The 22,809-nt window shown below is 67.7% G+C and carries 20 protein-coding genes and 4 pseudogenes; 13 read left to right on the forward strand and 11 right to left on the reverse strand.

Translation table 11 applies throughout. The features are described 5' to 3' along the window. Window positions 1–299: 299 nt before the first annotated feature. Window positions 300–640, forward strand: a pseudogene (locus ACMTAK_RS40395) (endonuclease/exonuclease/phosphatase family protein); the annotation flags it as partial. 6 nt (window positions 641–646) lie between these two features. Here the strand turns inward: ACMTAK_RS40395 and ACMTAK_RS40400 are convergent. From ACMTAK_RS40400 to mmsA, 4 genes are all read right to left on the reverse strand, one after another. After that, window positions 647–2,023 carry an aspartate aminotransferase family protein gene (locus tag ACMTAK_RS40400; protein ID WP_413810731.1) on the reverse strand — a complete coding sequence of 459 codons (1,377 nt, stop codon included), beginning with the start codon at window positions 2,021–2,023 and terminating at the stop codon, window positions 647–649. A 20-nt stretch (window positions 2,024–2,043) separates the two neighbouring features. Further along, on the reverse strand, window positions 2,044–3,711 hold the full coding sequence (locus tag ACMTAK_RS40405; protein WP_413810732.1) for an amidohydrolase: 1,668 nt from the start codon (window positions 3,709–3,711) through the stop codon (window positions 2,044–2,046). Next, window positions 3,701–5,023: an MFS transporter gene (locus ACMTAK_RS40410; RefSeq protein WP_413810733.1), complete on the reverse strand. Its 1,323-nt coding sequence runs from the start codon at window positions 5,021–5,023 to the stop codon at window positions 3,701–3,703. Before ACMTAK_RS40410 ends, ACMTAK_RS40405 begins: the two co-directional genes overlap by 11 nt. 76 nt (window positions 5,024–5,099) lie before the next feature. Next, window positions 5,100–6,695, reverse strand: a complete 1,596-nt coding sequence (gene mmsA, locus ACMTAK_RS40415; RefSeq protein WP_413810734.1) for a CoA-acylating methylmalonate-semialdehyde dehydrogenase — start codon at window positions 6,693–6,695, stop codon at window positions 5,100–5,102. Between the two features lie 559 nt (window positions 6,696–7,254). Here mmsA and ACMTAK_RS40420 point away from each other — a divergent pair. Next, a complete protein-coding gene (locus ACMTAK_RS40420) occupies window positions 7,255–7,464 on the forward strand; it encodes a hypothetical protein (RefSeq protein WP_413810735.1) in 210 nt (69 codons plus the stop codon). Between the two features lie 155 nt (window positions 7,465–7,619). Here ACMTAK_RS40420 and ACMTAK_RS40425 read toward each other — a convergent pair whose 3' ends face one another. Beyond that, the gene (locus tag ACMTAK_RS40425) at window positions 7,620–8,288 is read right to left on the reverse strand and encodes a GntR family transcriptional regulator (RefSeq protein WP_413810736.1); all 669 of its coding nucleotides are present in this window, start codon (window positions 8,286–8,288) and stop codon (window positions 7,620–7,622) included. 124 nt (window positions 8,289–8,412) lie between these two features. Between ACMTAK_RS40425 and ACMTAK_RS40430 the strand changes: the two genes are divergently transcribed. Beyond that, complete coding sequence (locus tag ACMTAK_RS40430) at window positions 8,413–8,844, forward strand: VOC family protein (protein WP_413810737.1); 432 nt, start codon at window positions 8,413–8,415, stop codon at window positions 8,842–8,844. Between the two features lie 57 nt (window positions 8,845–8,901). Next, window positions 8,902–9,561: an NAD(P)H-binding protein gene (locus ACMTAK_RS40435; protein ID WP_413810738.1), complete on the forward strand. Its 660-nt coding sequence runs from the start codon at window positions 8,902–8,904 to the stop codon at window positions 9,559–9,561. 99 nt (window positions 9,562–9,660) lie between these two features. On the opposite strand, the gene ACMTAK_RS40440 is transcribed toward ACMTAK_RS40435, so the two are convergent. Further along, window positions 9,661–10,875: an IS110 family RNA-guided transposase gene (locus tag ACMTAK_RS40440; protein ID WP_413810739.1), complete on the reverse strand. Its 1,215-nt coding sequence runs from the start codon at window positions 10,873–10,875 to the stop codon at window positions 9,661–9,663. Window positions 10,876–11,122: 247 nt separating this feature from the next. Between ACMTAK_RS40440 and ACMTAK_RS40445 the strand changes: the two genes are divergently transcribed. The 4 genes from ACMTAK_RS40445 to ACMTAK_RS40460 all read left to right on the forward strand — a co-directional run bounded on the left by ACMTAK_RS40445 (window position 11,123) and on the right by ACMTAK_RS40460 (window position 14,238). Then, window positions 11,123–11,524, forward strand: coding sequence for a RidA family protein (locus tag ACMTAK_RS40445; RefSeq protein WP_413810740.1), 402 nt, complete (start codon window positions 11,123–11,125; stop codon window positions 11,522–11,524). A 45-nt stretch (window positions 11,525–11,569) separates the two neighbouring features. Further along, window positions 11,570–12,238, forward strand: a complete 669-nt coding sequence (locus tag ACMTAK_RS40450) for an SDR family oxidoreductase (protein WP_413810741.1) — start codon at window positions 11,570–11,572, stop codon at window positions 12,236–12,238. A gap of 63 nt (window positions 12,239–12,301) precedes the next feature. Then, window positions 12,302–13,411 (forward strand): NADH:flavin oxidoreductase/NADH oxidase, encoded by a 1,110-nt coding sequence (locus tag ACMTAK_RS40455; protein ID WP_413810742.1) that lies wholly within the window; start codon window positions 12,302–12,304, stop codon window positions 13,409–13,411. Window positions 13,412–13,494: 83 nt separating this feature from the next. Further along, window positions 13,495–14,238 carry an SDR family oxidoreductase gene (locus tag ACMTAK_RS40460; protein ID WP_413810743.1) on the forward strand — a complete coding sequence of 248 codons (744 nt, stop codon included), beginning with the start codon at window positions 13,495–13,497 and terminating at the stop codon, window positions 14,236–14,238. A 557-nt stretch (window positions 14,239–14,795) separates the two neighbouring features. Here ACMTAK_RS40460 and ACMTAK_RS40465 read toward each other — a convergent pair. Continuing rightward, complete coding sequence (locus ACMTAK_RS40465) at window positions 14,796–15,257, reverse strand: MarR family winged helix-turn-helix transcriptional regulator (RefSeq protein ID WP_413810744.1); 462 nt, start codon at window positions 15,255–15,257, stop codon at window positions 14,796–14,798. 77 nt (window positions 15,258–15,334) lie between these two features. Between ACMTAK_RS40465 and ACMTAK_RS40470 the strand changes: the two genes are divergently transcribed. From ACMTAK_RS40470 to ACMTAK_RS52725, 5 genes and pseudogenes are all read left to right on the forward strand, one after another. After that, a complete protein-coding gene (locus tag ACMTAK_RS40470) occupies window positions 15,335–16,183 on the forward strand; it encodes an SDR family oxidoreductase (RefSeq protein ID WP_413810745.1) in 849 nt (282 codons plus the stop codon). A 271-nt stretch (window positions 16,184–16,454) separates the two neighbouring features. Further along, window positions 16,455–16,796 (forward strand): annotated as a pseudogene (locus tag ACMTAK_RS40475) (hypothetical protein); the annotation flags it as partial. A 330-nt stretch (window positions 16,797–17,126) separates the two neighbouring features. Beyond that, on the forward strand, window positions 17,127–17,378 hold the full coding sequence (locus ACMTAK_RS40480) for a Rossmann-fold NAD(P)-binding domain-containing protein (protein WP_413813286.1): 252 nt from the start codon (window positions 17,127–17,129) through the stop codon (window positions 17,376–17,378). Between the two features lie 233 nt (window positions 17,379–17,611). Beyond that, a pseudogene (locus ACMTAK_RS40485) lies at window positions 17,612–18,238 on the forward strand (NAD(P)-binding domain-containing protein); the annotation flags it as partial. A gap of 218 nt (window positions 18,239–18,456) precedes the next feature. Then, window positions 18,457–18,632, forward strand: a pseudogene (locus tag ACMTAK_RS52725) (helix-turn-helix domain-containing protein); the annotation flags it as partial. 24 nt (window positions 18,633–18,656) lie between these two features. On the opposite strand, the gene ACMTAK_RS40495 reads toward ACMTAK_RS52725, so the two are convergent. The 4 genes from ACMTAK_RS40495 to ACMTAK_RS40510 all read right to left on the reverse strand — a co-directional run bounded on the left by ACMTAK_RS40495 (window position 18,657) and on the right by ACMTAK_RS40510 (window position 22,765). Next, window positions 18,657–19,451 (reverse strand): SDR family NAD(P)-dependent oxidoreductase, encoded by a 795-nt coding sequence (locus ACMTAK_RS40495; RefSeq protein WP_413810746.1) that lies wholly within the window; start codon window positions 19,449–19,451, stop codon window positions 18,657–18,659. 642 nt (window positions 19,452–20,093) lie between these two features. Further along, window positions 20,094–20,999 (reverse strand): fumarylacetoacetate hydrolase family protein, encoded by a 906-nt coding sequence (locus ACMTAK_RS40500; protein ID WP_413810747.1) that lies wholly within the window; start codon window positions 20,997–20,999, stop codon window positions 20,094–20,096. A gap of 22 nt (window positions 21,000–21,021) precedes the next feature. Next, on the reverse strand, window positions 21,022–22,218 hold the full coding sequence (locus ACMTAK_RS40505) for an NAD(P)/FAD-dependent oxidoreductase (RefSeq protein WP_413810748.1): 1,197 nt from the start codon (window positions 22,216–22,218) through the stop codon (window positions 21,022–21,024). Window positions 22,219–22,222: 4 nt separating this feature from the next. Then, window positions 22,223–22,765 (reverse strand): VOC family protein, encoded by a 543-nt coding sequence (locus ACMTAK_RS40510; protein WP_413810749.1) that lies wholly within the window; start codon window positions 22,763–22,765, stop codon window positions 22,223–22,225. Window positions 22,766–22,809 lie beyond the last annotated feature (44 nt).

Consider the following 22,809-nt stretch of genomic DNA (forward strand, 5'->3'; position numbering starts at 1 on the left):
CCGTTGACTTCAACTCGCCCGCCGTGTCGTGAGATTGCCTCGCGCACGTGTACGGCAACGCGACCGATCATCCCGATCGGGTGCGCCGGTACCCGTCGCACATGACGGACGCGGAGTGGGCGGAGGTCCGGCCGTTGTTGCCGGTCGCCGGCACCACCGCCCCGAGCTGACCACCGTGCCGCCGCCCGTCGGAAGCGGGCGGCAACCCTCTCCCGAAGCGACGCACATGTGCTGCTCGTGGAGTTGTCGTCGGTGCACCGCGCATGAGCGGGCGTGTCAGCTGCCCTGACCGCTCTCCGGGCTCCGTACGGGTGAGCCCCAGAACGGGCTTCTGGACGGAGACGCGAAACCGCAACGCGCAGGCGCTTGGCGAGGCCGTCGACGCCGAGAGGAACAAGCGCGTGGTACTGCTCGGCGACCTGAACGACGCCATGGACGACCGCGTGTTCGCCGGGCTCACCGCGCGGCTGCAGTCGGCCCAGGACGCGGCCAGGGACGGCTTCGGCTTCACCTTGCCGGCGAAGTTCCCGGTGGTACGGATCGACCAGTTCCTGGTCCGCGGCGTCGATGCGGCCAGCTCGCGGTCGCTGTCGGCGACCGGCAGCGACCGCCTGCCGGTGGCGCCGGAATCAGCTGGTGAACAGACTCAGGGTTGTTCTGCTCCGACGACATGGGCATCAGCTACTTCGAGGGTCCGGTCGATGATGTCGAGACCACGATGTGCGTCTTCTTCGGAAATGTTGCAGGGAGGCATGACGTACAGCCGATTCGAGTTGATAAGCGGGAGCATGCCGCCAGCCTTGAGTGCCTGCCCGAGAGCGGCCATCGCCTCGCTCGTCCCGCCAAGGGGAGCCAGTGGTGTGCGGGCAGCGGGGTCGGAGACCAGGTCAAGAACCCACATGGCGCCAATACCGCGGACCTCGCCGACCGAGGGGTGTCGGTCGGCGATCGTGGACAGGCATGGCCCGAACAGCTCCTCCCCCAGGCGATGGGCGTGCTCGATCACGCCTTCGTCCTGCAGGACGTTGATGGTGGCCACAGCGGCGGCCGTCGCGAGGGGGTGGCCCGAGTAGGTGAGTCCTCCGGGGTAGGGGCGTGCGCTGAAGAAGTCGGCGATCCGATCCGAGATTGCCACTCCACCCAGGGGTACGGCCCCGGAGTTGACGCCCTTGGCGAAGGTGAGCAGGTCGGGAACCACGTCCATGGCACCGATGGCGAACCAGGCACCGGTTCGTCCGAAGCCGGTCATGACCTCGTCGGTGATCATGACGATCCCGTAGTGGTTGCAGAGGTCACGGACTCCGGCCATGTATCCGGCCGGTGGCACCATGACGCCGGCGGTGCCGGGAACGGATTCGAGGACGATGGCGGCGATGGTGTCCGGGCCTTCGAGCTCGACGGTGGTGCGGAGGTGCTCGAGGGCACGTTCGCACTCCTCCTGCTCACTTTGCGCGTAGAAGACGGAGCGGTAGAGGAAGGGGGTGTGGAAGTGCACGACGCCGGCCACGCCCAAGTCGTTGGCCCACCGTCGTGGATCGCCGGTCATGTTGACAGCAGTGGTGGTTCCGCCGTGGTACGAGCGGTAACCGGCCATGACCTTGTTCCGTCCGGTGACCTGGCGAGCCATGCGCACCGCGTGTTCATTCGCGTCCGCTCCCCCGTTCGTGAAGAACACCCGGTTGAGATCGCCAGGAGTCCGTTGCGCGATGAGGTGAGCGGCCTCGGACCGTGCACGGTTCGCGTACGGCGGCGCCACGGTCGCCAGGTGCTTGGCCTCGCGGCAGATCGCCTCGATCACCTTGGGGTGCTGGTGACCGACGTTGGTGTAGACCAGCTGCGAGGAGAAGTCCAGGTAGCGCCGGCCCGCTCCGTCCCAGACGTGGCTGCCCTGTGCGCGATCGAGGACCATGGGGTCCAGTGCGCCTTGTGCTGACCACGAATGGAAGACGTGCCGGCGGTCGAGCTGGTAGGTTCGCTCGGCACCGCGCTCGACGAGAGGCCCGGCTTGAGTGGTTTGCGTCATGGGTGCACTCCTTGGGTCATTCACGAACCTTCGTCGCCGGCTGCCCACACGGGTGTTCCGGCGGTCCATGTGGAGAGAACGGAAGTTTGCCGGGCCCAGTCCGTCCCCGCCTTGAAGATGTCTCGGTCGAGGACGACGAAATCGGCTGCGAACCCGGGGGTGAGGCGCCCTTTGAAGTGGGCCTCGCCGGTCGCGTACGCAGACCCGGCGGTGTAGACCCACAGGGCCTCTCGAAGTGAGATGCGCTCCTGGGCGCCGATCACCCGCCCATCGGCCGTTTCACGCCGGGTGAGTGACTCGAGGCCATCCAGCACGCTGATCGGCGCGCAAGGATAGTCCGAGGACCCGGCCACGTGCACCCCCGCGGCGATGAGAGACCCGTGCCGGGCGAGCTGCTCGACACGATCGTGGGTGTAGCGAGCGACCAAGGCAGGGCCGTGGTAGCGGATGAATCCGGCGAACGGGACCGGCGTCACGCCGAGGTTGCGAACCTTGGCCAGCTGAGCGTCAGGCAGCAGGCTGCAGTGTTCGATGCGGTGGTTGAGCTTGATCTCGGGGTGTTCCGCCTGCGCGGACTGAACCGCGGTGAGCACGTCGTCGATCGCGGCGTCACCGTTGGCGTGCACGCACGCGCGAATGCCGTGCGCGTGCAGGTCGGTGACAATCTCGGTGAGTTCCTCACGGCTGAGGACCTGCAGGCCGTTGCCGGTTCCTGTGGCGCTGTCATAAGGGTCGGCGCACATGCACGTCCCACCGGTGATGGCGCCGTCGTACATCAACTTGACCCCGGCCAGTCGCAGCCACTCGTCACCGAACCCCGATGAGAGACCGAGACCTTGGACGAGATCGCGGTACCGGTGCCACACGGCGACGTTGACTCGAGCGGTGAGGGCGTGCTGACGCCTGAGCAGGTCGTACGCCTCGAGGCCGGCAGGCGTCACCAGGGCATCGGTGAACGAGGTGGTCCCGTGCGAATTCAGCAGCCGCAGCTGCCTGCGAAGTGAGTCGGCAAGCACCTGCCGTGGGAGGAGAGGCAGGATCGGGGGTCGCTGCGTGGCGCCCCACACCGCCTCCATGTGGACCGACTCGTAGATCCAGCCGTCGAGGTCACCGTGTTCGTCGCGGTCGGCGTGACCTCCGGGAAGGCCGAGGACTCCTTCGCGGTCGAGGAGGCGGAGGCCGGCCGAGTTGACTACTGCGGCGTGCCAGTTCGACGCAATGACGTAGATCGGGTTGTTCGTTGAGACCTGGTCGAGGACGGTGCGATCCAGGCGGCGGCTTGGATCGTTCGGAACGGAATAGCCAGCGGCGACCACCCATTCCCCGTCATCCGCCTTCGTCGCGGCTTGACGCAGGGCGGCGATGGCACCGTCGGGAGTCGTCGTGCCGCTGAGGTCGACGCGGGCCGCGGTCTCGGCGGCGAACCACGGGTGGATGTGCGCGTCGTTGAAGCCGGGAACGATCAGCTCGCCCTCGACGCGGCGAACCTCGGCCCGCGGGAACCGGAGCAGTAGCGCATCCTCGGATCCATGTGCAAGGATCCGCCCGTCGGCGATCGCGAGGGCGTCCGGGCGCGCCGCGGTCAGGGTCTCGATGCGTGGGCCGTGGACGATCGTGACGGGCGTCCCTCCGCTGCCGTCACGGGGAGTTCGGCCGTCGTCAAATGCGGCAAGGCGGTCAGGCTGCACGATGACGCGTCTCCTGAATCTTTGTGACGTGGATGACCAGAAGGGCGACGGCTGCGGTGGCGGCGACGTAGTAGCCCGGAGCTGCCGGCACGCCGGTGATGTCGACGAGCCAGGTGCCCATGAGCGGGGCCGTTCCGCCGAACACGGCGTAGCTGACGTTGTACGCGATGGCGGCGGACGTGAAACGGGTATCGGTGGAGAAGATCTCGACGTAGAAGGTGTAGCAGCCGCCACCGTACACACACAGCACCAGGACGAAACCGAGCTGGCCGACGATGGCCAGGACCATGTCGCCGCTCGTGGCCAGGGAGAAACACGGGATTGCGAACACCGCCACCAGTGCGGAACCCCACACGAGCATGGGACGACGTCCGACCGAGTCGCTCACCCGACCCATGACCGGCAGCACCACGGTGAAGAGTCCCAGTGCCACGGCGTTGGCTGCCAGCGCCTGAGCCGAGCTCAGATCGCCGGCCGTTTGCACATAGGTCACGAAGAAACCTGACAGGAAGTAGAAGCCCATGGCCGTCAGCGCGATGACTGCCACCACCTGGCCCATGCGGGTCTTGTTCTCGCGAAGGCTGATTCGCAGGGGCGCGCGCTCAGTGCTCTGTGTCTGCTGTGCCTCGATCACCTGCCGGAAGGCGGGGCTTTCTTCGGTCTTCAGACGAATCCACAGACCGATCGCGGCCAACGGGAGCGCGGCGACGAAGGGCAGGCGCCATCCCCAGCTCATGTAGTCGCCCTCACCCAGTGAGGTCGAGAGGATCAGCATCGCGCTGGCGGCAACCACGGACGAGAGCGCGGTCGCGGCAAGGGTGATGTTGAGCCAGAGTCCGCGCCGGTCGACGGGTGCGTGCTCGAACACGAACGCCGAGGCCCCGACCGATTCTCCACCGGCGGAAAAGCCTTGCAGGAAGCGCAGCAGGAGCAGACCGATGGGCGCCGCCGCACCGATGTGGTCATAGGTCGGCAGCAGGCCGATGCCTGTGGTGGCCAGCCCGATGAGCACCAGCGTGATCGTCAGGACGCGCCGTCGGCCGATCTTGTCACCGAGCGTGCCGAACACCAGGCCGCCCAGCGGCCTGGCGACGAAGGCGACGCCAAAGGTGGCGAAGACTGAGATCAGGCCGGCCGTGTCCGAGGCGTCGGGGTAGAACACCTTGGCCAAGACGACCGCGGTGGCTCCGTAGAGCGCGAAGTCGTAGAACTCGATGAACTGGCCGATCGCTCCCCCCGCCAGCGCCCTGCGTGACATCGGGCGCTCTGCATCCTGGATTGTGCGCATCGAGCGCTCAGTTGAGCTCGTCATGGTTGTCTCCGTTCGAGAGCCGGGGGACATCGGCACCCTTCGCCGGCCGTTGCCGGGGACGGATGCTGCGATGTGGCTAGTTCGGACGGAAGCCGAAGTCCGACCCCGCGGGAGCGTCCCAGCGTGAGGTCACGTACTTGGGGCGCGTGTAGAACGACCATGAGGCGTTGTTGAGGCCAGTGTCTCCGAACGCGGAGGACTTCCAGCCCTGGACGGCGTAGGCCGCGACCGGCACAGGGATGGCAACGTTGACGCCAACCATGCCTGCTGAGGCTTCACGCTCGAACTTGTTTGCAGCCGCTCCGTTCTGAGTGAAGATCGAGGCGCCGTTGCCGTAAGGGTGCTCACGAATCAGCTCAAGTGCGTCGTCGAGGGTGTCCACACGCAGGACGGTCAGCACCGGGCCGAAGATCTCCTCGCGGTACGCCGCAGAGGCCACGGGGACATCAGCGAGGACGGTGGGGCCGACGAAGTATCCGTTCTCGGCTCCGTCGACCTTCTCGTGGCTTCGGTCGACGACGGCGCGTGCGCCGTCGTCGATGGCGGCGGCGACGATGCCCCTGATCCGCGCCTGAGCGGCGCGGCTCACGACCGGGCCCAGGTCAGCACCCGGAACGGTGCCGGCGTTGAGGTTGGTCTCCCTGGCGCGCTTGCCGATCTTCTCCAGCAGTGGCTCCTGGTCGGATCCGACCACCACGGCGACGGAAATGGCCATGCAGCGCTGGCCTGCGGCGCCGAAGGCCGCGGCGGCGAGGTGATCCGCCACCAGGTCGAGGTCGGCGTCCGGCATGACGACGAGGTGGTTCTTGGCACCGCCGAACGCCTGTACCCGCTTTCCGGCCGCGGCGGCACGGGCGTAGATGGCTTGCGCGACCGCACTTGAACCGACGAACGAGATGGCCTGAGTGGCGGGGTGGTCGATCAACTCGTTCACGGCCTCCTGCTGCCCGTGGACGACGTTAAGGACGCCGTCGGGCAGGCCGGCCTCGGCGAACAACTCTGCGATCTTGATCGCCGCCCCGGGGGCTTGCTCGCTCGGCTTCCAGATGAAGGTGTTTCCCGCCGCGAGCGAGACCGACAGCATCATCAGTCCCATCATGACCGGAAAGTTGAACGGGGTGACTCCGACACAGACGCCGAGCGGGTGCATGACGGACTTGGTGTCGATGCCGGGCCCCGTACCCAGGGACGTGCCTCCCCGGGCCAGTGCCGGGCCGCCGGTTGCGAGCTCCACCGAGTCGACCGCTCGAAGGACCTCGCCGGCCGCGTCGTCGATGGTCTTGCCGTGCTCCTGGGTGATGAGGGTGGCGAGCTCTTCCCGGGACGCGAGCAGGAGGTCACGGAAGCGGAACAGGACCTGGGCGCGCTTGGAGAGCGTCAGGTCTGCCCAGGCCGACGCGGCGTTCCTGGCGGCGGTGACCGCCTGCTGGACCGTGGCGGAATCCGCGATGCCGACACGTGCGACGCAGGTGTCGGTAGCCGGGTCGCGGACTTCGATCGTGTGGTCACCGGGCGCGATCGCCTTGCCATTGATCCAGTGCGGGATGTGGCGCATAACCGGTACTCCTGAGGCGTTGTTGCCAGCGCTGTGTTCGCGGGCGAATGGAGCGGTCTGGCGCCGACGATATGTTCGGCCGACAAGGCCACACAATGCTTTTTCGCTACGGTACAAACTATGGACGACCTCGTGGCGGCGATCGAGCAGCGCATGGACAGCCCGAGTTCAAGCGGGCTCGCGAAGGCAGTCGGCGCCGCGGTCAGGGACGGCGAGCTGAAGCCGGGCACCAAGTTGCCGCCCGTCAGGCGAGTCGCGCACGAGTGGCGCTGTCGCCGACCACGGTCAGTGCGGCTTGGTCGATTCTGGCGAAGTCGGGAGTGATCCTCACCGATGGGCGACGAGGCACCACCGTCGCGCAGCGCAGCGAGCCGATGGTTGACCTGTATCAGGCGGGACGGGAGGGCGGAGGCGGCCGAGCCGATAGCGCCGCCGATCACCGGGCGGGCGTACCCGGTCTCTCCCCGGTGCCCCACCGGGGGAGGACACCGACCACCGACCGCCGTGTCGTACTGCTGGCCTCGTGGGTAACGCCGATGCGCACCGGTTCGACCCCGAGGCTCGGGCGAGCGGCGGAGGCGGGGAAGCAGCGGTCAGATGGTGGAGGCGTCGATGACGAAGCGGTAGCGCACTGTCCCGTCACCTGCGGGTCGAGCCCGGCGCGATGAAAGTGCGCGTGGCGGTGATCGAGCCGAGCGTCGTCGGCACCGAGCTGCAGAGCCACGTCACCGACGAGGGCGCGCTTCAGTCGCTGGAGGGTGTCAAGGAGACGATGGAGTGGCTCACGCTGCAGGACATCGCCCAGACTGTCGGGTTCCTCGCGAGCCTGCCACCGCGGGCCAACCTTCAGCAGGTCACCATCATGCCCATGGTTCAGTCCAGCTGACCGGCACAGGCCCCTTCGTGTGGACCTCGCAAGAGGCGGGCAACCTGCCGCCGGCGTCGAATGGACCCCTGTCGGCGGCAGGCGGGGCGGAGAAGGGAGCTGCGGATATCCGCTCGCGGCGGAAGGCGCTCGCCTGGATGCTGACGCGCCGCGTGTCAGCTCGGGGCGCGGTCTTTGGCGACCACGTCGACGGCGTGGCGGCGGTGGGCGCTGAACAGGTCGAGTGAACCCTGAACGTCGCCGGAACGCAGCGCGGCGACGAGTTCGCGGTGCTCGCCCGGGATGCAGTCGAGGTAGCCCTCGGTGCTGCGGCTGATCCGGGTCAGTAGGAACAGGTGCACCTGGCACCGGATGCCGTCCCACGCGTCCGCGAGACGCTGGTGGCCGGCGGCGGCGAACACCGCGTCATGGAAGGCGATGTCCCAGCGCACCATCTCGTGCGCGTCCGCGGCACGCTCCATCATCTCGGCCGTCTTCGCGACGGACGCCAGGTCCTCGTCCGAGGCGTGCGCGATCACCTGTCGGACGGCGAGGTCCTCCAGCGCGCCGCGCAGGCTGTCGAGCTCGGCGACGTCCTCGGGGGACAGCGTCGTCACCGTCGTACCACGGTGCCACGCGCAGCGGACCAGGCCCTCACGTTCCAGCAGGCGCAGCGCTTCGCGCACCGGGCCGCGGCTCACGTCCATCTCGCCGGACAGTTCCACCTCGCGCAGCTGTGCGCCAGGGGCGTAGGCCCCGCTGAAGATCGCGTCGCGGATCCGGTCCGCGACCTCGTCGGCCAGGCCCCGGCGTCGGGCTGGAGCCACTTTCCCCGTGCCACTCATGATTTGCGCCTCCTCCAGGTCGTGATGTTAACATCCAGGCATTGAAACTAATGTCTACATTAGGACAATGAGTCAGATGCCCTCAAGGGCGCCCCGGCTCATCCCCTCGCGGAAAGGCACGGCTATGACCGTTCTCGACTCCCCGATCCCGCGGTTCCACCTGGCCATGCCGGTCGACGACCTGGCCGCCGCGCGCCATTTCTACGGCGAGGTGCTGGGCCTGGAGCAGGGCCGCAGCGCGGACACCTGGGTGGACTGGAACCTGTACGGCCACCAGTTCGTCACCCACCTCGCGCCGGAGCGCGCACAGCACATACACAACCCGGTCGACGGCCACGACGTCCCGGTGCCGCACTTCGGACTGATCGTGACGATCCCCGAGTTCCGCGAGCTCGCGGAGCGGCTGCGCGAGGCGGGAACGGAGTTCGTCATCGAGCCCTATGTCCGCTTCGAGGGGCAGAAGGGCGAGCAGTGGACGATGTTCCTCCTCGACCCGGCCGGCAACGCCCTGGAGTTCAAGGCGTTCGCCGACGACTCCCAGGTCTTCGCCGTCTGACACCGCCGTTCTGCCGACTCGTACGACCCCACGCGTGCGAAGAGAGACGAGAAGATCATGAAGGTGTTCCAGATCGGTGCCGCCGGCGGAGTCGGCCGCCGCCTCACCCAGCTGCTGACCACCCGCGGGGATGAGGTGACCGGCATGCACCGCGGGCCGGCCCAGGGCGAGACCGTGCGGGCGGCCGGTGCGACGCCCCTGATCGGGAACCTCATCGGCGACTCGGTGGAGGAGCTCGCGCAGATGATGCGCGGGCACGACGCCGTGGTGTTCTCGGCCGGTGCGCACGGCACCGGCATGGACAAGACAACGCTGATCGACGGCAAGGGTCTGGAGAAGGCCGCCGACGCGGCCGCGCTCGCCGGGGTGTCGCGGTTCGTGCTCGTCTCGGTCTTCCCCGACGCCCTGCGCAACGGCGAGCGCAGCGAGCGCTTCGAGCACTACATCAAGGTCAAGAAGACCTCGGACGTGTACCTGACCCGTACCGGCCTGGACTGGCTGATCGTCCGCCCCGGCACGCTCCTGGACACTCCCGGCAGCGGTCGCGTCACGGCCGGTCCGGCGGTCGAGTACGGCGACGTGCACCGCGACGACGTCGCCGCGTTCATCGACGCCGCCCTGCATGAGCCCCGACTGAACCGGGTCATTGTCGAGCTGACCTCGGGTGACACGCCGGTCGCGGAGGCGGTCGCCCGCCTCACGGGGACGACGACCTGAGGGCTTACCTCTCCTTGAGACCACCACAGAAACAGCTCTGCCAGCAAGGAGATTCCCAATGGTGAAGTCAAGTCCTCAGGGTGACGGGCCGTGAGGGATTCATGCCGCTACGGCAACGGTGTGGGACGCGCCGACCTCGAAGGTCCGGTGGTCGCGTATGAGGGCCCAGAGCACGTTGAGACGGCGCCTGGCCAGCGCGAGGAGGGCCTGCTTGTGGGACTTCCCCTCGGATCGTTTGCGCTGGTAGAAGGCTTTGGACTCCGGGCAGCTGTAGGCAGCGACCTGGGCGGAGAGGTAGAACATCCGCAGGAGCCTGCGGCTGTAGCGCCGCGGCCGACGCAGGTTGCCGCTGATCTTCCCGGAGTCGCGGGGGACAGGGGCGAGCCCGGCGACGCCGGCGAGCCGGTCGGGGCTGCCGAAGGCGGTCATGTCGCCGCCGGTGGCGGCGATGAACTCCGCTCCCAGCATGTTGCCGATGCCGGGCAGGCTGGTGATCACTTTGGCGTCGGGATGCTCGCGAAACCGGCCCTCGATCAGGGCTTCGATCTCCGCGATCTCCTGGTCGAGGGCCATCACCTCCCTGGCCAGGGTGTGGACCATCTTCGCGGCGGTCTTCTCCCCGGGGACAGCGGTGAACTGGGCCTCGGCGGCGGTGACGGCGGCTTCTGCGGCCCCTCTGGCGTGGTTGCCCACGCGGACGCCGTGGTTCTTCAGCCAGGTGGCCAGCCGGGCCCGGCCGATCCGGCGCAGGGCGGCGGGGGTCTGGTAGCCGGTCAGCAAGATGAGCGCGGTCTTGGAGACGCTGTAGTCGAAGGCGCGCTCCAGGGCGGGGAAGTACTCAAGCATCTGCGCGCGGAGCCGGTTGACCGCTCTCGTGCGGTCGGCCGAAAGGTCCATGCGCCGGGCGGTGAGGATCTTCAGGTCGATGGCGATCTCGCTGGTCTCCATCAACGGTTGCAGATCGCGCCGCATGCGCGCCTGGTCAGCGATGACGAAGGCGTCCTTCGCGTCCGTCTTACCGCTGCCGCGGTAGGCGGCGGAGGCATGGTGCACGGTCCGGCCGGGGATGTAGAGCAGCTTCTGCCCGTGGTTGACCAGCAGGGCGATCCACAATGCGGCCCCGCCAGCGTTCAGGTCGACCGCCCATGTGACCAGGCCGCCGTCAGCCAGCTCCAGGACGTCCCCGAGCAGTTCCAGCAGTTCGGTTTCGTTGTTCGGCACCCGGCGCGAGAGCACCTTCGTGCCGTCGGCGTTGATCACGGTGCAGTGGTGCTCGGCCTTGCCCGCGTCCGTCCCCGCCCACAGTTCCGGCACTGGGTCTCCCTTCGTCGTGCTTACGTGCTCTCCCAGCAGACGACCTCGCCGACGTGTCCATACAAGCGATTCAGTTCGCGCATCCCAATCAGCGGCCGAGTCGTCGCGGGGCACCGGGCGGCCAATCTCCTTCAGCCACGAGAGCGGCAACAGCATGACAGCCACACCCGGCGCCCCTGGGTGTCCGGATCTTACGAGTGACCCGAATCAACCCACGAAGAAAGGTATGGAAAGGTATGGAACTGGCATGTCCTCCATCGACTCCTACAGCCACAACGTCTCCGGTGAGGACGAGTTCGGCTTCGTCCAAGCCATCAAGGTCGGCGAGACGATCTACGTATCCGGGCAGCTGTCGCACGACGCGGAGGGCAACTTCCTCTACCCGGACGACTTCGATGCCCAGCTCAAGCAGGTGTACGCCAACTTCGACAAGGTCCTGGCGCACTACGGCGTCACGCGCAACCAGGTCATCTCGGAGACCCAGTTCATCGTGGATCTGCCGAAGTACAACATGAAGATGGCTGCAGCGAACCTGGCCTACTTCGGCGCCCACCGGCCCACCAGCAGCACCATCGGCGTCGCCTCACTGTTCTTCCCGGGACAGCTCATTGAGGTCAGCTTCGTCATCGACACCCGCCTGCCCGCCTGACCGCGGTCACTGACCTCTGAAGCCGCTCACGTAAGGGGAAGGAACATGCGGGTCGTCATAGCCGGAGGACACGGCAAGATCGCGCTGATCCTGGAGAAGCTCCTGTCGGACCGTGGTGACGCCGTCGCGGGCTTCATCCGTGACCCGGCCCAGGCCGCCGATCTCGCCGAGGTGGGGGCCGAAGCCCTGGTCGTGGACCAGGAGAAGGCCACGTCCGACGAGGTCGCCGTCCAGCTGACGGGCGCCGACGCCGTGGTGTTCGCCGCGGGCGCGGTCCCGGGCGGCGGTTCGGCCCGTAAGGAGACTGTCGACCGTGACGCCGCCGTCCTGCTCACGGACTCCGCCGAGGCCGCCGGAGCCGGACGCTATCTGCTGATCTCCGCCATGGGTGACAACCTGCGGGCGGAGCCGGCGAACTTCGACGAGGAGTTCGGCGTCTACATCCGGGCCAAGGCCGCCGCCGAGGACGCGATCCGCGCCCGGACCGCGCTCAAGGCGACGATCGTCCGCCCCGGGATCCTCGGCAATGAGCCAGGCACCGGCGGGGTGTACCTCGGCGATCGTGCCGGCACCGGCCCCATCCCGCGGGCGGACGTCGCCGCAGTGCTGCTCGCGCTGCTCGACGAGCCTCGACTGGATGGCCGGATTCTTGAGGTCATTGGCGGCGGCGACACCCGCATTGCTGATGCCGTCACGGCGCTTGCCGCCAGCTGATGCCACTGCCCAGCCCCACCCCGGTCCTCATACCCACCAGAACCATCGGAAAGAGAACCACTCGTGAGCACCCTATTCACCCCCCTCAAGCTGCGTTCCCTCCAGATACCCAACCGCATCTGGATGTCCCCGATGTGCATGTACTCCGCCGCCCCCAAGGGCCCGGAGACCGGCGCGCCGACCGACTTCCACCTCGCCCACCTGGCCTCCCGCGCCGCCGGAGGCGCGGGCCTGGTGATGGCTGAGGCCACCGGCGTACGCCCCGACGGGCGCATCAGCTCCTGGGACCTGGGCCTGTGGAACGACCGGCAGCAGGAGGCGTTCACCCGGATCACCGAGGCCATCAAGGCCCACGGCGCCGTCCCGGCCATCCAGCTCGCGCACGCCGGCCGCAAGGCGTCCGTGGACAAGCCCTGGCTGTCCGACCGCCACGTTCCTGAGGGCGAAGGCGGCTGGCAGCCGGTGGCGCCCAGCCCGGTCGCATACGACGGCCTGCCCGTCCCGCACGAGCTGACCACGGACGAAATCCAGCAGCTCGTATGTGACTTCGCCGACTCCGCACGGCGCGCGCTGGCCGCCGGATTCGAAGTCGCCGAGATGCACGGCGCCCACGGCTACCTGATCAACTCCTTCCTCTCCCCGGCCTCCAACCACCGCACCGACCTCTACGGCGGCAGCTTCGAGAACCGGATCCGCTTCGCCCTGGAGGTCGTCGACGCCGTACGTGAGGTGTGGCCCGAGGAGCTGCCGGTCTTCTTCCGTACCTCGGCCACCGACTGGCTGACCGAGAACCCCGAGGACGACCGCGAGGGCTGGACCAGCGAGGACACCGTCCGACTCGCCAAGGAACTCCAGGCTCACGGCGTCGACCTGCTCGACGTCTCCACCGGCGGCATGGTCCGCGACGCCAAGATCGTCGCTGGACCGAACTACCAGGTGCCCTTCGCCGCCCAGGCCCGCGAGGCCACCGGCATCCCGACCGCCGCCGTCGGCATCATCACCGAGCCGCAGCAGGCGGAGGAGATCCTCACCAGCGGGCAGGCCGACGCTGTCTTCCTCGGCCGTGAACTGCTGCGCAATCCCTACTGGGCGCAGCATGCCGCCCTCAAACTCGGCACCGAGCCCCGCTGGCCCGACCAGTACTCCTACGCGGTCCAGCGTCGCAAGCGCTGAGCCCGCCCTCATCTTCCCCTTCCACGCATAGCCGTTCCGCTCGCCACAGGGCGACGTGCTGAACCACTTCACTGGGAGATCCCATGAACCATCTGCAGGACAAGGTCGTCGTGATCACCGGCGCCTCTTCCGGCATCGGCGCCGTCAGCGCCAAGGCCCTCGCTGCCCGCGGCGCCAAGATTGTCGCCGCCGCCCGCGGGCAGGAGGCCCTCGATCAGCTGGTCGCCGACATCGAGAAGGCCGGCGGCAGTGCCGTCGCCAGGCTCACCGATGTCACCGACGCTGCGGATATGCAGGCGCTGGCCGACTTCGCCGTCGACACTTATGGACGCATCGACGTGCTTGTCAACAACGCGGGCCTGATGCTCTTCTCGTACTGGAAGGACGTGGCACTCGACGACTGGAACCAGATGCTCGACGTGAACATCCGCGGCTATCTCAACGGCGTGCACGCCGTCCTGCCGGTGATGCTGCGCCAGAGGTCCGGCCACATCCTGAACATGGACTCGGTGGCTGGCCACCAGGTCGGCGACGGGGCAGGCGTCTACAGCTCGACGAAGTTCTTCGTGCAGGCTATGACCGAGTCGATGCGCAGGGAACTCGGCGTCCGTGAGGGCGTCAAGGCGTCCACGATCAGCCCCGGCGTGATCGACACCGGCTGGGCCGACAAGGTCACCGACCCCACGGGCCGTAAGGCCGCTCAGGAGCTCAACGCCATCGCGATCAGCCCCGAGGCCATCACCGACGCCGTCGTCTACGCCCTCGACCAGCCCGCCGACGTCACCGTCAACGACCTTGTCATTTCCCCGACCCGTCAGAACTGGTGAGATGCGGGGCTTCTGCCAACGCCCCGGTGACGGGCGGCGACCTCTACCGAGGCCACCCGCCGTCGAATCCTGATATGCGGTTGTGGCCGGTGTGCGCCTGGGCGCCCTCACGCGCTTCGCTTTTGGCGGCCGAAGCGCGGGCTCCGTCGATGCCGAGAGTTCCGGCAACTCCGGCCGCGAAATCCCCAGCCTCCGCCCCGGGCGGACTCCATCCATGCAGCCAATAGATGGTGCGCAGCACCCGATACACCAAGTAGTGCATCCAGGAGCTCTGGACGTGACATCCCCGGTTCACCACACCCAGGGCTCAGGGCCTCACCCGGCCAAGTCTCCTCCGCACGACCTCAGCCCGTACCGGCACGCTACCCCGGCATGCGCAGGTCCCAAGCTCGTGGCCATGATGACGGCGTTGGGCCTCGCCTCGCTGCGCTGGCCGCCCTGATCTATCTCGCCGACCACGTCGACCCTGGGCGCCGCGGCGGAGTCGCTGGGCCCGGCGCCGAGAGGTACTTAGAATCCATAACGCTCCGCAGGACGGAGCCAGTCGTGCTGTGAGGTCACGGCGAGGCGTGCTCGCGCCGCAGTCGCACGGTCTCCGCCAGCGAGGTGTCGCGCAGGCAGGCCTCCAGCAGCGCCGTGGTGGGGGCCAGATCATGGCCGGTCAACTGCTCGCGGACCCACGCACGGAATGGCTGCTTGCACTCACGGGCGGCCTCGGCGAGTTCGTGGCCGCGCGGGGTGCACGAGATCTCGATGCGGCGACGGTCGTCATTGGCGGGTTCGCGACGCAGGAGCCCAGAGGCGACCATCCGGTTCACCAGCCGACTGGGATGGCCGCCCTCGGCGATCAGGAGGGTGCCCAGCTCGCCGAGCGACAGGGGCCCGCTCTGATCGATCAGTTGCAGTGCCTCGGCCTGGGGCGCGGTGATGCCAAGAGGCCGGACCAGGTCGTTGATCCGGCGCTCCGACTCCCGGGCCAGCGCCTTCAGCAGCAGGCCGAACTCCTCTATGGCATCCATGCCCGTACACTACATGCTGTGCGAATAGATGCTGTGTGATATTTTTGCATTATATGGAACCCTAGAGAGGGCTGATCGTGTCGAACTCCCCCCAGACCGTGGTCGTCACCGGTGCCAACAGCCGCACCGGCCGCGACCTGCTGACCCGCTTCGCCGACCAGGGCGTGCGTGTCGTCGCGCTCGTCCGGTCCAAGGATGCACTGCCTGCCGACGAGGTCATCGACGACTGGATGAACTCACCGCGTGCCGCCGAGGCCCTCCGGGACGCATCCGCCGTCGTCCATCTCAGCGGGGTTTTCGCGGCCGACGACTGGGCCGGTTACAAGGCCGGCACCGTCGCCACCGCCCGCAGGGTCGTCGAGACGGTCAACTCGAAGGCGCGGCTCGTCTACCTGTCGTACGTCGGAGCGGACTCCACCGATGCCAACTGGTACACCAAGGCCAAGGGGCAGGCCGAGGAAGCGCTGCGCACCGTCACGGGCAGCGTGATCTTCCGAATCGACGCACTCGCGGGCGGACGCGACAACCCGGCCCCGTTCGAGCTGATGTTCCGCCAGACGGCTCCGGACGCGCCGGTACGGATCATCGGGGACGGCACCCAGCGCTTCCGTCCTATCTACTCCGCCGACGCCGTCGACGCGCTCGCCAAGGCCGCTCTGGGGCATGGAGCCCCCGGCACCTACGACCTCGTCGGGCCTCGCGAGTTCGTTGTCGCGGACCTGCCCGAGCTGATCAACGGCCACCCCGTACCTGTCACCCACGTGTCCGCTCAGCAGGCGGCAACCGTGCCGGGGCCGCCGAAGACCGTCGTTGACCTCCTCGCGAACCATCCGACGCCCCCCGGTCCCGACGCGGTGATCGAGGCCTTCGAGCTGTCACTGACCTCTCTTGAGACGACCTGGCCGATCGCGGCCCCGCGCCCATGACCGCGGCAGCGTCGGCATGTCGATGGGGTGCCCGACGGAGGAGTGCGGTTCGGGGGAAGCGCAAGTTCAAAGGGGAACGGCTGGTGATCCGGGCGGGGACGCACTCCTGGGCGGGTGACCTTCAGGGGGCCGAGGCTTCGGCGGTGCGCAGGTGTGGGCTTGCCGCCCGCCCGAGCGTGCTGCCGGACCAGGCGATCCTCGACGGTCGCCGTTACCTATATGCCGTAGCCATGAGCGACGCCATGCCTGCGCGCGCTCGCCTCTTGAGCGGATGCGACTGCTTCCGCTCACACACTCCAACCAGCCAGTTTCTCCCCCCGCTCATTCCCAAGGAGTCCCCAGTGATCGTCGTAACCGGAGCCACCGGCCAGCTCGGCCGCCGTGTTGTCGAGGAACTGCTGACCACCACCCCGCCGAGCAGATCATCGCTGCCGTACGCAGACCCGAGAAGGCGAACGACTTGGCGGGCAAGGGCATTCACGTCCGCGAGGCCGACTATGAGCGGCCTGAGACCCTCGATACCGCATTTCAGGGCGCCCAGCGAGTACTACTGATCTCCAGCGATGCCGTCGGGCGGCGTGCCGGGCACCACCGGGCCGTCGTCGACGCCGCCAGGGAGGCCGGTGTCGGGCTCATCGCGTACACCAGCGTCCTGCGAGCGGACACCACACCCTCAACCTCGCCCCCGATCCCAAGGCCACCGAGGAGTACATCCGCGCCTCCGGAGTCCCGTTCACCTTCCTCCGCAACGGCTGGTACACCGAGAACTACGACAACCCCGTGCGCCAGGCCCTCGCGATGGGTCGGATCTTCGGCGCGGTCGGTTGAAGGCCGCGTCTCCGCCGCCACGCGAGCCGACTACGCTGCGGCGGCAGCCACCCTCCTGACCGGCTCCGGCCACGAGAACAGCGTCTACGAGCTGGCCGGGGACACCGCGTGGACCATGCCGGAGCTGGCCGCCGCCGTCTCCGAGATCTCCGACGAACCCGTCGTCTACCGCGACCTCTGCGCCGACGACTACAGCAAGGTCCTGCTCGACGCGGGCCTGCCTGAGCCGAAGGCCCGGATGATCGCCCAGACCGACCTCGACATCGCCGCCGACCTCCTTGAGGAGCACTCCGGCGACCTGTCCCGCCTCATCGGCCGTCCCACCACGCCCTTGCGTGACAGCCTGACCACTCTGCTCCGGGGCTGACACACCCGAGACCAGGGGCGGCGGCGGACGTGGTTGAGGAGAGCTCGGCATGGAAGCAGGGCTTTGACACGATCGTCATCCGCGTCGCCGGGTGATCACAGCGCACGGTCGGGCGGGCGACGCAGGCCTGTACTCGCCACCGGGGTAGTCCGGTCGCATGCCCCGTACCTGCGGTCCGGAACCGCACCGGACCCGAACAACCCCACCACCGACCCAGGGGACAGGTACCACCCATGAACGCATCCGCATCCATCGGCATCACCGGTCTGGGCGTGATGGGCCGCAACCTGGCGCGCAACTTCGCCCGGCACGGCTACAGCGTCGCCGTCCACAACCGCACCCCCTCACGCACCCGAACCCTGATCGAGGAATTCGGTCACGGGGGCACCTTCGTCTCTGTCGAGACGGCCGAGGAGTTCGTCGCGGCGCTGGAACGCCCCCGCCGCGTGATGCTCATGGTCCAGGCGGGCGCCGCCACCGACGCCGTCATCGACGAGTTCGGCCCGCTGTTGGAGCCCGGGGACATGACCATCGACGGCGGCAACGCCCACTTCGCCGACACTCGCCGCCGCGAGGCCGCACTGCGCGAGCGCGGCCTGCACTTCGTCGGTGCCGGAGTCTCGGGCGGGGAGGAGGACGCGTTGAACGGCCCGTCGATCATGCCCGGCGGTTCGAAGGAGTCGTACACAGTGGTCGGCCCGATAATCGAGACGATCAGCGCCAAGGTGGACGGCGAGCCGTGCGCCACGCACATTGGCACTGATGGCGCCGGACACTTCGACAAGATGGTCCACAACGGCATCGAATACGCCGACATTCAGCTCATCGCCGAGGCGTATGACCTCCTGCGCCAGGTCTCGGCGCGACACTTCGGAGCCCACACTGACAAACGAACCGACCGCCCGGGTTCCCGTCCACACCCACTGGGCCGCCCCGGACCGCCGGGAGACGACGACCTGAGGCCGGCCCGATCAGTGACTGCCCCGCCTGTCCGGGAACTGGCGTTTGGCGTCGAACCAATGCTTTGCCGGGCCATTTGCCTGACGGCGGCTGGTCGGTTCCGGTAAGCACCATCGGCGTGAGATACGCGCAGGGCGGCGGGTTGACCGACGCTGGGAGGGCCACACGGGAGCGGATCAGGCTGCAGGCTGTCGGACGCTTCGAGCGTGGGGAGAAGAACCGACAGATCGCGGCTGCACTGCGGGTGAGGGAACGGTCGGTGGAGCGGTGGCGCGGGCCTGGCGCGAGCAGGGAGCTGAGTGACCCCAGGAGGGCGCGTCAGAGGATGGTCTGGCCGCCGTCGAGCGGTAGGAACAGGCCGGTTGCCTTGCGGGCCAGGTCGCTGGCCAGGAGTGTGACGGTCCTGGCGACGTCCTCGGCGAGGATGGGTTCGGCCAAGGTCCGGTTCGCTGCCGCCCGTTCGGCGAGTTTCGCCTGGTGCGGACCTGCGTTGGCGTCGGTGGGCACGAAACCCGGAGCGACGGTGTTGACCCTGATGTTGTCGGGTCCCAGCTGAAGGGAGAGGCACCGTGCCGCGGCGTCCTGGGCGCTCTTGGCGATCACGATCTCCGGCAGTCCCGGGCGCGAACTGCGCGAGGCTGATGCGCCGATGAGGATGATCGATCCGCCGCCACGGCGACGCATTCCAGGCACGACTGCGTGACAGCATCCCAGGACCGTCGCCAGCTGCGAGGACACGGCTTGCTGCACGTCGTCGATGCCCTCACGGGTGTCGATGAAGCTACCGCCGGACTTTCCGAGCTTCACACCCATGCGATCGGTTCCGAGCATGACGTTGCAGACAAGCACGTTCGGTTCTCCCAACGTCTCCTCGGTCTCCGTCACGATCCGCTCAACCTGGTCGATGTCGCTGACATCGCCACGCACGGCGAGGGCTTTCGCGCCGGATGCCTCGATATCGGCGACGACCGCCGCTGCTTGATCGGCACTGCGGTGGTAGTTGACCGCCACCGAAGCACCGTGCTCTCCCAAGTTGCGGGCGATCGCGGCTCCGATACCCCGGCTTGCCCCTGTCACCAGAGCCGTGCGCCCCGAAAGCGAGGACGAGTTCATGCTGCGCTCCAACCTGTCTCGGGAGGTTCCGGCCCACCGCGCGAGCCGGGAAGACGCTGCTCACGCTACTCAACATAGGAAGGTAGCTTCTACTGAGGTCTTCGTTAGTTCTGTGGGTGCAGGGCGCTTTGCGGTGTGAGTATCTTGGTACCTTTCGAGTCTCAGTCCGTTGTTTCCGACGTCTCCGCTCTGCCGCTGACGCGACCGCAGTTGGCCGAGGCCCGACGCATGCGGGCGGTGGAGTTGTTCGAGCAGGGATGTCCCCATGCGCAGATCGCGGGAATGCTGGCGGCACGACCAGGCCGGACTTCGGGTTGGTCGCCTCCGTGGCGGAGATGTCGAGCGAGACATGGAACTGATCGAGGTCATGGCCCTTCGGAGATCAGTCATGTACTCCCACACCTGATTGCTCGGTAGGTTGAACTCGACACGGCGTTCCATGAACAACTGGCCTATTGCGGACCGGGCTGCCGGCAGGTCCGGCAGGCGGTCCGACCTCCGCACACAGCTTGCAGCCTCGACGCACTCGTCACCGCAAACCGTCGTCGCCCAACCGCAACCTGCCGCGCCGATCGGTTGACAACAGCGTTGCTGCTCAGAGCCACCTGAGCAGCAACGCTGTTGCTTGCGTCCGGCAGTCGACTACGCCACGGAATTCGTCAGCTCACCGATTTCGTCAACGGCTATGCTGACGACATCACCGTGCCGCAAGTAGACCGGGGGCTGTCGCCCTGCCCCGACTCCCGCTGGTGTGCCCGTACTGATCACGTCGCCCGGCTCGAAGGGAAAGTACCGGGAGAACTGCTCGATCAGCTCGGGCACCCCGACGACGAGATCCGACACCAGAGCGTCCTGGACGGTCTCACCATTGACCGTGGTGACCAGGCGCAGTGCGCTGACGTCGTCGATCTCATCCGCGGTGACCACCACCGGCCCGATGGGGCCGAAGGTGGGGAACTGCTTGCCCAGCAGCATGTCCGTCCAGGCCCAACGGCCATCGGTCGGTGTACGGGCCGCCGCGATTCCCGGAAGGGCGTCCCGCGCCGAGACATCGTTGAGCAGCGTGTACCCGGCGACATATTCCCAGGCGTTCTCGGCTCGGACGGCGTGGCATCGCTTGCCGATCACCACGCACAATTCGCCTTCGTAGTCGACATGGTAAGGGAACTCCGCCGGCAACTCGATCGGGGCGCCGGGGCCGACGACCGAGCGGGAGTTCTTGACGAACCACGCCGCCTTGTCAGGCAGCTCCGTTTCGCCCATCTCCTTCAGGTGTGAGCGGTAGTTGGCCCCTGCACAGACGACGAGTTCCCGCTCGCCCAGCGGCGCACGCAATCGAACTCGCTTCGCCGATACGGTGACAGACAGGTCCGCCTGGGCCACCGCCTTCGCGAGTCGATCGAGCAACTCCCGGCCGCCCGCGATGACCCCGGCGACTGTGTCCGGGGCATCCTCGCCAAGGACGCCCCGGACCGGTGCGACGTCGCCCGATGGTAGCTGCACCCCGGCTGCGGTCCGGCCGTCATGTTCAATCATCACCAGGCGCATCGTCGTTCTCCTCTTCGTGTGCTCACCACTCGGTGTCCCTGACCGTCGCCCAGTCCGCGCCCGCCTCCAGGAGCCGACGCCCTTTGCGGAACTGCTTCGGCCGGTCGAACGCGATCAGGCCTGTCACGCGCTGAGGACCGCCGACGAACGCGAGGTATCCGTCGTTCTTGCCGTCGGCGGTGTCCACGAACCGGACCTGCTCGCCCGATCCCTCCCCGACGATCTGGATCCGCCGTCCGTGCTGGTTGGACCAGATGAAGGGCAGCCCGGACACCGGTCGCGCGTGCACGGGATCGAGCAGGTTGGCTGCGGCGAGCACCCCATGCTCGCGTGCGCTGGTCCAGTGCTCGACCCGCCGCCCAGCCGATGTCACCCCGTCCCGATGCCGTACAACGTCCCCGACGGCGTATACGCCGGGGGCTGCACTCAGCGTGGCGTCGGCACAGACGCCGTCCTGGAGCTCGATTCCCGAGGAGGCGAGCCAGCCTGTGGCCGGCCGGGCTCCCAGTCCGACAACGACCAGGTCGGCCTCGATGCGGGTTCCGTCACCGAGCTCGACTGCCTCGACCCGGCCGGAGCCCGATAGCCCCGCGACGCGCGTGCCGCAGCGGACGGATACGCCCGAGTTCTTGTGAAGTCTGGCGATGGGCGCTGATGTCCGCGGGTCGAGGACGCGGGACATGAGAGTGGGCGCCGCCTCGACGATGGTCACCTCGGCGCTCTCCTGCCGTACCGATGCGGCGATCTCGCAGCCGATGAACCCGCCGCCGATGACGACCACACTGGGTTTCCCGCCCAGCGCGGCACGGATGGTCCGGGCGTCATCGAGAGTGCGCAGCGCGGTGACTCCCTCCAGCGTGGCCCAAGGCTCGGGGAGGACCGGGACGGCACCCGTCGCGATCACGAGGCCGTCGAAGCTCAGGGCCCCGCCGCTCGTGTCGAGGATCTTCTCCTCGAGCGTCAGCCCTCGGGCCCAGGTACCGAGCTGAAGCTCGATGTCCAGCTCGTTGACCATCTCCGGCGTGAGCAGCCGGATGTCCTCTTCGTCGAGTTCGCCGGTGATCAGCTCTTTGGACAGCGGGGGCCGGTTGTAGGGAAACTCCTTGTCACCGTCGATGACGACGAGCTCCCCATCGTACCCCAACTGGCGCAGTGACTCCGCGGTTTGCACCCCGGCGACGCTGGCGCCCACGACGACGACGCGGCGGAAGCGCTCCACGAAATCAGGCCTTCCCGCCGCGCAGACGCTCGGCGAACTCGTGGTCGAAGACGTGCTCCATGAGCTCCGGGTCGACGTCGGTGCGACCGGTGATGTCGCGTGCCGGGTCCTCGTACGCCCAGCCGTACCCGCGCGGGTGGTACGAGGTGATCTCCCACCAGTTTGCGTCGAGGTCCTGGAAGTAGAACGAGAAGACTCCGTGCTGGTCCATCACCGGGTTGATGCGGCGGATGCCGTACTCCGCCTTCACTTCGTGCAGGGTGCGGTGGGCTTCGTCGACCTCTTCCCGGGTGGATACTTCCAGTCCGTTGTGGTCCAGGACGCCCATGCGGCCGGGCTCACCGGTCTCGACGACGACGTAGGTGTGATCCGTCCCACGGCGCAGGAGCATCGACACAGGGCTGAGCTGAATGACCTCGAATCCGAGCAGTTCCTCGTAGAAGCGGCGTGACTCCTGTATGTCGATCGAGGCGAGGGTGCCGTGCGAAATCATGGTGATCGGAATCAGTGGCTTCTCGGTCCGCTGGCTGGTCGTGATCTTGGGCATGACGAGATGCTCCTTCTTCGCTGAAGGGTGCTAGGGACTGTCTC

The organism is Streptomyces lacaronensis (genome assembly GCF_047337785.1).
In the GTDB taxonomy this organism is placed as follows: domain Bacteria; phylum Actinomycetota; class Actinomycetes; order Streptomycetales; family Streptomycetaceae; genus Streptomyces; species Streptomyces lycopersici.

What these genes read in the sequence shown, in the direction of transcription:
- ACMTAK_RS40400 (WP_413810731.1), bottom strand. Translation starts at nt 2,023, where the DNA reads ATGACGCAAACCACTCAAGCCGGGCCTCTCGTCGAGCGCGGTGCCGAG.
- ACMTAK_RS40410 (WP_413810733.1), bottom strand. Translation starts at nt 5,023, where the DNA reads ATGACGAGCTCAACTGAGCGCTCGATGCGCACAATCCAGGATGCAGAG.
- ACMTAK_RS40425 (WP_413810736.1), bottom strand. Translation starts at nt 8,288, where the DNA reads ATGAGTGGCACGGGGAAAGTGGCTCCAGCCCGACGCCGGGGCCTGGCC.
- ACMTAK_RS40430 (WP_413810737.1), top strand. Translation starts at nt 8,413, where the DNA reads ATGACCGTTCTCGACTCCCCGATCCCGCGGTTCCACCTGGCCATGCCG.
- ACMTAK_RS40435 (WP_413810738.1), top strand. Translation starts at nt 8,902, where the DNA reads ATGAAGGTGTTCCAGATCGGTGCCGCCGGCGGAGTCGGCCGCCGCCTC.
- ACMTAK_RS40445 (WP_413810740.1), top strand. Translation starts at nt 11,123, where the DNA reads ATGTCCTCCATCGACTCCTACAGCCACAACGTCTCCGGTGAGGACGAG.
- ACMTAK_RS40450 (WP_413810741.1), top strand. Translation starts at nt 11,570, where the DNA reads ATGCGGGTCGTCATAGCCGGAGGACACGGCAAGATCGCGCTGATCCTG.
- ACMTAK_RS40460 (WP_413810743.1), top strand. Translation starts at nt 13,495, where the DNA reads ATGAACCATCTGCAGGACAAGGTCGTCGTGATCACCGGCGCCTCTTCC.
- ACMTAK_RS40465 (WP_413810744.1), bottom strand. Translation starts at nt 15,257, where the DNA reads ATGGATGCCATAGAGGAGTTCGGCCTGCTGCTGAAGGCGCTGGCCCGG.
- ACMTAK_RS40480 (WP_413813286.1), top strand. Translation starts at nt 17,127, where the DNA reads ATGCCGGAGCTGGCCGCCGCCGTCTCCGAGATCTCCGACGAACCCGTC.
- ACMTAK_RS40495 (WP_413810746.1), bottom strand. Translation starts at nt 19,451, where the DNA reads ATGAACTCGTCCTCGCTTTCGGGGCGCACGGCTCTGGTGACAGGGGCA.
- ACMTAK_RS40500 (WP_413810747.1), bottom strand. Translation starts at nt 20,999, where the DNA reads ATGCGCCTGGTGATGATTGAACATGACGGCCGGACCGCAGCCGGGGTG.
- ACMTAK_RS40510 (WP_413810749.1), bottom strand. Translation starts at nt 22,765, where the DNA reads ATGCCCAAGATCACGACCAGCCAGCGGACCGAGAAGCCACTGATTCCG.